Annotated in this window: 7 protein-coding genes; 4 read left to right on the forward strand and 3 right to left on the reverse strand. The window is 62.6% G+C overall.

The window, feature by feature from the left end; translation table 11 throughout:
• The coding region (locus ENZ74_RS20155) for a hypothetical protein (protein ID WP_127312947.1) at nt 1–1,016 on the forward strand (1,016 nt) is incomplete at its 5' end.
• A gap of 105 nt (nt 1,017–1,121) precedes the next feature.
• Here ENZ74_RS20155 and ENZ74_RS20160 read toward each other — a convergent pair.
• The 3 genes from ENZ74_RS20160 to ENZ74_RS20170 all read right to left on the reverse strand — a co-directional run bounded on the left by ENZ74_RS20160 (nt 1,122) and on the right by ENZ74_RS20170 (nt 2,904).
• Nucleotides 1,122–1,415: a hypothetical protein gene (locus ENZ74_RS20160; RefSeq protein WP_013530976.1), complete on the reverse strand. Its 294-nt coding sequence runs from the start codon at nt 1,413–1,415 to the stop codon at nt 1,122–1,124.
• Between the two features lie 190 nt (nt 1,416–1,605).
• On the reverse strand, nt 1,606–2,247 hold the full coding sequence (locus ENZ74_RS20165; RefSeq protein WP_063168299.1) for a DapH/DapD/GlmU-related protein: 642 nt from the start codon (nt 2,245–2,247) through the stop codon (nt 1,606–1,608).
• Nucleotides 2,248–2,385: 138 nt separating this feature from the next.
• A complete protein-coding gene (locus ENZ74_RS20170; protein ID WP_024501452.1) occupies nt 2,386–2,904 on the reverse strand; it encodes a CreA family protein in 519 nt (172 codons plus the stop codon).
• A 188-nt stretch (nt 2,905–3,092) separates the two neighbouring features.
• Here ENZ74_RS20170 and ENZ74_RS20175 point away from each other — a divergent pair, with 188 nt between their 5' ends.
• The 3 genes from ENZ74_RS20175 to ENZ74_RS20185 form a co-directional block, all read left to right on the forward strand.
• Nucleotides 3,093–3,671, forward strand: coding sequence for an SCO family protein (locus ENZ74_RS20175; RefSeq protein WP_013530973.1), 579 nt, complete (start codon nt 3,093–3,095; stop codon nt 3,669–3,671).
• 10 nt (nt 3,672–3,681) lie between these two features.
• Nucleotides 3,682–4,554: a 50S ribosomal protein L11 methyltransferase gene (locus ENZ74_RS20180; protein WP_013530972.1), complete on the forward strand. Its 873-nt coding sequence runs from the start codon at nt 3,682–3,684 to the stop codon at nt 4,552–4,554.
• Nucleotides 4,555–4,692: 138 nt separating this feature from the next.
• On the forward strand, nt 4,693–5,464 hold a 772-nt coding region (locus ENZ74_RS20185), incomplete at its 3' end, for an aminopeptidase P family N-terminal domain-containing protein (RefSeq protein ID WP_206522301.1).

The following is a 5,464-nucleotide window of genomic DNA, read 5'->3' on the forward strand; positions in this document are numbered from 1 at the left end:
GGTACACACTGTTGCGCGGTTCGCTGCAGCAGCAATGGGGCGACAACGACGCCAACGCGAAATTCAGCGCGGACTTCCAGGTAACGCATTACGACAAGACGTCGATCGAGGACGACCGCGGATTGTCGCTGTCGGCCGAGGCCTTCCGCCGGCTCGGCCCGGGCCTCGAACTGAGGGGATCGCTGAGCTATCGCGTCTCCAGCACCGGCGACAATCTGGATATCGGCCCGCTGACGCTGGGTACGCGCGAGTTCAAGCAGGTCTTCGGCGCCCAGACACAACTCGGCATCGACCTCGGCAACGCCACATCGCTGATCCTCGAGGCCGCCGACAGCTACGAAAAGCTCGGCGCGACGCATTTCCAGGAAGATCTCATCTTGCCGGCGAAGCTGCATGCCGACCGCAATCTCTTCCAGTTGGCGGCTCGGGTCACCCGGACAGTTGGCCAGCTTGCCTTCGGCGCGTCCGCGTCTGCGCTCTTCGCCAGCGTCGAGGAAATCGGTTACCCGCCGCTGTTCCTGTCGTTCAACGCCTATACGCTGCGCGCCGAGGCGGCCTACAAGGCCACCGACGGTTCGACGCTCGGCGTGGCGCTGGGTGCGCAGTTCCTGCGTGGCGCCGATAACATCTACCAGCGCTGGCGTCCGACCTGGCAAGTCACCTTCGGCAAGCCTCTGCCGCACGGCTTCGAGCTGCGCGGCACCTATTTCGGCCGCTACGAAACGTCCGAAACCGACGACCCCCTGGCTTCGTGGCTGCAGCGCGCGGAACTGGAACTGGGCATGAAGGTGCGCGAAAACCTCGGCATCGCTTCCGGCATCTTCTATGAGCTCAAGGACAATTTGCTCTACGAGAACCAGGAGCGCCGCAAGGGCGTCTATGCCGAAGCGACGTACAACGCGACCAAATCGATGGCCATTGTCGTTCGCGTCGACGTTTCCGAGACCTTCAAGACCGTGATCGACGAGCGCGAACACACGGTCGATGCATTTGTGGGCCTGCGGGCGAAGATCTAGCTCATTCCCGCGCTTGACTGGGTAGGCCCACAAGCGGAGGCAGGAGGGTGTTGAAGACCCTCCTGCCCACGACACGTGACATAAGGATGCCCGTGACTTTCCTGCTCAGTGACGGCCGCCCAGCTTGTAGCTGTTGCCGCCAAGGACATTGACGCCGATACCGCTGAGAACGCCGGTAAGGACGTTGGTCTTGTTGCCGTTCAGAATGCCCTGGACGACATTGCCGCTCAGGATGTTGTTGCCACTCAGGATGCCATTGAGCGCGGTCACCTGGCCGACACCGATGGACGGCGACACATTGATCAGGCTACCCGAGCTACCTCCCCAGCCGCCGGCATAGGCGCCGACAGTCGAGAACGAAACCATAGCAGCGGTGAGTACAAAAGCGAACTTCTTCATGACTTCTCTCCATTGTTGCTAGTAGTGTTTTCTTCGACTTCTTACGACTTACCCCCGAAACGAGTAGTGCATTTTGCCGAAAGTCTTGCAACCTTGGAGTGTTTAATTTCACGGATACAATCCGTTTTCCATTTCTTAACTTTAATATTTTACGTTAAGAAAATTGGTTACCGTCGACGTCTTGAGCTGGTCAGACGGCGTCGTTTTCCCAACGATCGAGGAATGCTTCGATCGGCATTGCCTGCATGTCGGGAACCGCTCTGGCGAGCTTTTCGACCGGCCAGTTCCACCAGGCGAGAGCTTCGATCCGCGCCGCGATATCCGGAGCGAAGCGTGGCCGGAGAGCCTTCGCCGGCACGCCGGCGACGATCGCGTAGGGCGGCACATCACGCGTCACCACTGCGTTGGCGCCGACCACCGCGCCATTGCCGATGGTGACCCCGGGCATGATCACCGCGCCGTGGCCGATCCAGACATCATGGCCGATGGTCACGGCTTTCGCCTGCCGCCGTTCGCGGAAGGCGGCATCGACGCCCAGCCAGCGAAAATACTCGTTCGGCCGGTAGCTGAGCTTGTGCTGGGTCAGCCGCTCTATGGGATGCTCCAGCGCATTGATGCGGCTGTTGGCGGCGATCGAGCAGAATTTGCCGATCGTCGTGTAGATCGCTTCCGAATGGCGTTCGAAATAGGAGAAGTCGCCGACGGTGACCTCGCGAAGCACCACCCGCTCGCCGATCGAGGCATAACGCCCAAGCTTGCACGCCTTCAACTCCGCGGTCGGATGGATGCGTGGCTCGGGGTCTTTCGGGACGAGATCTTCGGAACGGTCCATGCCGGCGGCTTTACGCCTAGGCGATTGGTCCCGCAAGCGGGGCCAATCGTCCGTCAGATCGTTTCCCGGCAAGGATTCGCCCAGGCGATTGGTCCCGCAAGCGGGGCCAATCGTGCGCCCGGGAAGGAACTGAATCGCCTATTGCGGCTTGCCTTTGCTCCACACCACGTTCTGGCCGTAGAGCGGCACAGTGGTGACCGACATTTTGGCCGAGCCGTTCTGCACCTGGCGCGAATGCGAGAGATAGATCAGCGTCTCGTTGGCCTTGTCGTAGATGCGGTTCACCACCTGCTTCTTCCAGATCAGGCTGATGCCTTGCTTGAACACTTCCTCGCCGCCCTCGCTCATGTCGATGTCGCCGATGGTGATCGGGCCGGTCTGGCGGCAGGAGATCGAGGAATCGGACGGATCCTCGAACCAGTTGCCCTTGTGCAGGCGATCGATGATGCCGCGATCGAAATAGGAGACGTGACATGTCACGCCCTCCACTTTGGGGTCCTTGATCGCCTCGACGATGATGTCGTTGCCGAGCCAGTCGACGCCGACCTTGCCGACTTCATCGGCCACGGCGGCCCCGGCACCTAGGACAACGCACGCGGCCAAGGCACCGCCGATCAGTCTTCGCCCAATCAGTCCGTGCCCAATCAGTCGTTGCAAGGGACCCTCCTGCGGTTCGAGTTGCCGGTCACAGGTGGGGCGAGCGGCCCGGCTTTGCAAGCAGATAGGTCGACACCGCAGCGGTTGCGGCAACGCGGCACTTTGCCTGTGCGGGGCCGAACCGCTAAGACTGTCACACAGGCGCGGCATTGAGCCGGCGCGACGATTTCTGCAGACGGACTTTTCTGATGATGCGTTCTATCCTGGTCGGTATTCTCGTCCTGATGGCGGCCGGCATCGGCTGGCTGACCTTCGACTGGTATCGCGGCCACTATGGCGGCGAGCCATTCGGGGCCGCCTTTACTCTGGTCGACCAGAAAGGCGCGCCGATCACCGAAGCCGCCTTCCGGGGCCAGCCCAGCGTCGTCTTCTTCGGCTTCACCCATTGCCCCGAGGTCTGCCCGACCACGCTGTTCGAACTGGCCGGCTGGCTGAAGACGCTCGGCGACGACGGCAAGAACCTGCACGCCTATTTCGTATCGGTCGATCCGGAGCGCGACACGCCTGAGGTGATGAACGCCTATGTCAGCAATTTCTCCGACCGTATCGTCGGCATCACGGGCGCTCCGGACAAGGTCCATGCCATGGCCAAGTCGTTCGGCATCTATTGGAAGAAGGTCGACACCGGCGACGGCGACTACACGATGGATCATACCGCCTCGGTGCTGCTGCTCAACGCCAAGGGCGATTTTGCCGGCACAATCGCCTACGGCGAAAGCGCCGATACGGCCATCGCCAAGCTGAAGCGGCTGGCGGCGAAAGGCTGATTACCATTTCATGACCCAGACGCGCCTTTACTTCACCACCGGAAAGATCGAGTCCGTCAGCATTTTCGCGGCGCTTGAGGCGGCCTTCGAGGAAGAGGGGCTGCCGATCGCCGTGCTGGAGGTCGACGAGGACAAGGACATCCACGAAGTGTCGCTCTATGCCGATGGCGACGTCGATGCGGTCGAGACCCGCTTGAAGGACATCCTTGCCGGCCTTTCCCTGTCGAAGCCGATCGAGCGCGAGCCCCTGCCCGACATCGACTGGGTGGCGCATTCGCTGGAAGAGTTGAAGCCGGTGCGTGCCGGACGTTTCTTCGTCCACGGCGCACATGACCGCAGGAAACGCCACAGCGGCGAACTCGCCATCGAAATCGAAGCCGGCCTCGCCTTCGGCACCGGCCATCACGGCACCACCGCCGGCTGCCTGGAAATGCTGGAAAGAGTGGTCCGGCGCGAACACCCGCGCAATGCGCTCGACCTCGGCACCGGCAGCGCGGTACTGGCGATCGCCGTCGCCAAGCTGGCGCACATTCCGGTGCTGGCCACCGACATTGATCCGGTGGCGGTGCGGGTGGCTGCCGCCAATGCGCGGCTCAACCACGTCAAGGCACTGGTGGAAACAGCAACCGCGCCCGGCTTTCACCATCCGATCTTCGGCAAGCGCGCACCCTTCGATCTGATCGTCGCCAACATATTGGCGCGGCCGCTGATGCGGCTGGCGCCGCAAATGGCCCATCATATCGCACTTGGCGGTTCGATCGTGCTGTCGGGCATCCTCGAGCGCCAGCGGGACGCGGTCATCTCGGCCTATGTCGGCCAGAATTTCCGCCATGTCAGAACCTTGCACCGCGAGGGCTGGGTGACGATCCACCTGAAGCATTAGACCGGCACCGACCGAGCCTGGACCAAATTCCCCCAGTTGTCAGTCCGGCGATGCTGTAGCAGGTTGCGCGCAGCCGGAAATCGATTCCGATTTCCGCGACCGTACGCTACGGTTGCGCGGACATGCAGGAGGCCCACCATGTTCCAGACCTTCGATTCCGCGGGCGACCCGGCCGTCGGCAAACCGCGCGTGGCGCTGCTGCGCCAATGGCTTGAAGCCAACGGGCTGGACGGCTTCATCGTCCCGCGTGCCGACGAGCATCAGGGCGAATATGTCGCCGATCGTTCGGCGCGGCTGAAATGGCTGACCGGCTTCAGCGGCTCGGCCGGCGTCGCCATCGTCCTGCGCGACCGCGCCTTCGTCTTTGTTGACGGGCGCTACACGCTGCAGGTGCGCAGCGAGGTCGATCTCGACGTCTTTTCGATCGAAAGCCTGGTCGACAATCCGCCGGCTGTCTGGCTGAAAGACAATCTTGGCAAGGGCGCACGGCTCGGCTTCGATCCATGGCTGCACACGATCAGCGAGGTCAAGGCGCTGCAGGCCTCAGTCGACAAGAACGGCGCCGTACTGGTGCCGCTCGACAAAAACCCGATCGACATCATCTGGAAGGATCAGCCCGACGCGCCGGTGGCTCCCGTCGAGCTCCACCCGATCGGCTTTGCCGGCGAGCTCGCCAAGGACAAGCTGGCGCGGCTAGCGGCGGCGATCGCCAAGGACGGCGCCACCCATGCGGTGCTGACCGACCCCTCCTCCATCGCCTGGGCCTTCAACATCCGTGGCGGCGACGTGCCGCACACGCCGCTGGCGCTCGGCTTCGCCATCCTCGCCGCCGATGGGTCGCACCAGCTTTTCATGGATAAGCGCAAATTCTCGCGCCAGGTCGCCGCCTACCTCACCCAGCTCGCCGAGC

Origin of the sequence: Mesorhizobium sp. M7A.F.Ca.CA.002.15.2.1, assembly GCF_003998715.1 — a bacterium.
GTDB lineage: Bacteria > Pseudomonadota > Alphaproteobacteria > Rhizobiales > Rhizobiaceae > Mesorhizobium > Mesorhizobium ciceri.

Bases quoted from the DNA above. Each gene is read 5' to 3' on its own strand.
- ENZ74_RS20160 (WP_013530976.1), bottom strand. From the start codon at position 1,415: ATGAAGAAGTTCGCTTTTGTACTCACCGCTGCTATGGTTTCGTTCTCG.
- ENZ74_RS20165 (WP_063168299.1), bottom strand. From the start codon at position 2,247: ATGGACCGTTCCGAAGATCTCGTCCCGAAAGACCCCGAGCCACGCATC.
- ENZ74_RS20175 (WP_013530973.1), top strand. From the start codon at position 3,093: ATGATGCGTTCTATCCTGGTCGGTATTCTCGTCCTGATGGCGGCCGGC.
- ENZ74_RS20180 (WP_013530972.1), top strand. From the start codon at position 3,682: ATGACCCAGACGCGCCTTTACTTCACCACCGGAAAGATCGAGTCCGTC.